A 1,929-nucleotide genomic window follows, 5' to 3' on the forward strand; every position below is an offset into this window, starting at 1 on the left:
GATATGAGTTATTAAAACCCACCCTATTCAGTTTAAGATCAGCTTATGAATCCCAAACAAAAGAAGTTGCAGAGCTACGAAACGCCGTGCGTCTGCAAGCTCTGCAAATCCAGGTGCAGAAACAAAATTTTGAAGCCGCGATCAGCGAGGAAAGGCGGAAGTGGCCATTTTGGAAAGGCTTTAAATGGGGGTTCGGGGTTGGCTTCGGGACAGGATTTTTAACCGGGCTTTCTGCTCACTAACCGAGAAGACAATGAAATTTTCAGATTATTTTAACATTGGCAGTATGCTAACATCAGTCGGTTTGACAATAAAGGGAATGGCTACAAATCCGGCCTTCCTGCTGCTCTCTTCTTCTACTGTCGGGTTCATTCAGGTGTTCAACTACCGGAAGGATTTAACCATTGATTTGATGGCTGCTGTCGGGATTTGCTTTGGATTAATGACGTTTCTCGGACTGGTCAAGCACTATAAATCGGGGGAGGCCAAAGCTGAAATATTTATGCGCAAGACCGTCGAACAGTTTGTGGTAATGGTTTCGGTCGTACTGCTCGGCTACGTGGCCTCAGTGGTGATTTCTGTGGTGTTCAAGATCGTTACACAGGCGGTTTCGGGGGCTAATCCAGTTCCGGGGGTTGCGCTGTACTTCATTTTTGGTGGGTATGCGATAATGTTCACGTACTACTTTATCAAGTCGTGCGATTTAATTGACCAGATATTACCAAACCTGCTTCCTAAATGGTTTAGTGCACCGTTCCGGAAGTTCCGCGAGACTGGCGACTATAAGGATTTATTGAGTTTTCAGAGAGAAAAGGAGGAGGTAGAGCCATGAAGACACAAGCACAATTGATTGCAAAGTTTGGCGACCCGTATAAAAACCGTCTGGCTTTCGAAAAGACATGGATGATCCTGTGGGAGGTGCCGCAGGATATCCGTGAAGCCATTCCGGCAATGCCAAAAAAAATCTACCTGAACCGGCTTATCCTAATCCCGCTGCAAACCACGCTGAGGAAGTTGATATCAATAGGCGTACACGCGGAAATCGTGAGCTATGATGGATGTTTTAATATCAGATCGAAACGCGGCAGCTCGGGAATATCCACGCATGCATGGGCGATCGCGATAGACCTGAATGCAGCACTTAATCCATTCCGTGGTAAGGTGACCTGGTCCGACGAGTTCGTACAGGTGTGGCGGGATATCGGGTGGATATGCGGGGCGGACTGGTCGGCCGCTTCGAAAGATGGAATGCACTTCCAATGGGAGAATTTTTAAACTAACATACTTCGTCAATAAAATGAAACGCATTATTTTTTTGTGGCTGCTTTTTGCCTCTTTTATAGCACACGCGCAGACGATTCCGGACGTCAACACCCGGCCTCCCAAATTGCCTGGCTTCCAGGTCTCAAAGCTTAGCCCGTTTTCGTTCAGCTTCCAGGTCAAGCCCGGGTACGTGATCGAAGGCCCGGTGGTGGCTGAGGTTTACCGGGATGCGCTGCGCCTGATCGATTCGACAGCGATCGACGTCGAGGTTCATTCAAATTATGTCACCGTATCATTTACCCAGCAGCAGATCGCATCTTTGCCGATGCTCTCCCAATGCTACATTTCATGGGGAAATCCAAGGATACGTAGACTTGTCACGGATTTAAAACCAGGAACTGGCGGCGGAACGCCAACGCTGGGAAAAATTTCGCTTGATATTATTGAGGTTCAGATTGCCGGAGATACTTACAATTCATGGTTGTCTGCCCAGTATGCAGATTCTTCCAAAATTGATGCCCAAATAGCAGCTGATACCGCGATTGTAAAGGCGTCGGCTGCTACACAAATGGCCACTGCGGCGCTTATCGCAAAGGATACGGCAGTTTCTGCGCGTACGGCCGCGATCACAGCACGGAATACGGCTATTACAGCCAAAGACACTGC

Annotated in this window: 4 protein-coding genes; all 4 read left to right on the forward strand. The window is 48.2% G+C overall.

The window, feature by feature from the left end:
* A partial coding sequence (locus LZD49_RS35205; protein WP_234673327.1) for a hypothetical protein occupies positions 1 to 242 on the forward strand: 242 nt, incomplete at its 5' end.
* 44 nt (positions 243 to 286) lie between these two features.
* Positions 287 to 832, forward strand: a complete 546-nt coding sequence (locus LZD49_RS35210) for a hypothetical protein (RefSeq protein WP_234673329.1) — start codon at positions 287 to 289, stop codon at positions 830 to 832.
* Positions 829 to 1,275: a M15 family metallopeptidase gene (locus LZD49_RS35215; protein ID WP_234673331.1), complete on the forward strand. Its 447-nt coding sequence runs from the start codon at positions 829 to 831 to the stop codon at positions 1,273 to 1,275. Before LZD49_RS35210 ends, LZD49_RS35215 begins: the two co-directional genes overlap by 4 nt.
* Positions 1,276 to 1,297: 22 nt before the next feature.
* Positions 1,298 to 1,929, forward strand: a 632-nt coding sequence (locus LZD49_RS35220) for a hypothetical protein (RefSeq protein ID WP_234673333.1), incomplete at its 3' end; no start/stop codon positions are given.

This window comes from Dyadobacter sp. CY261 (assembly GCF_021440085.1).
GTDB lineage: Bacteria > Bacteroidota > Bacteroidia > Cytophagales > Spirosomataceae > Dyadobacter.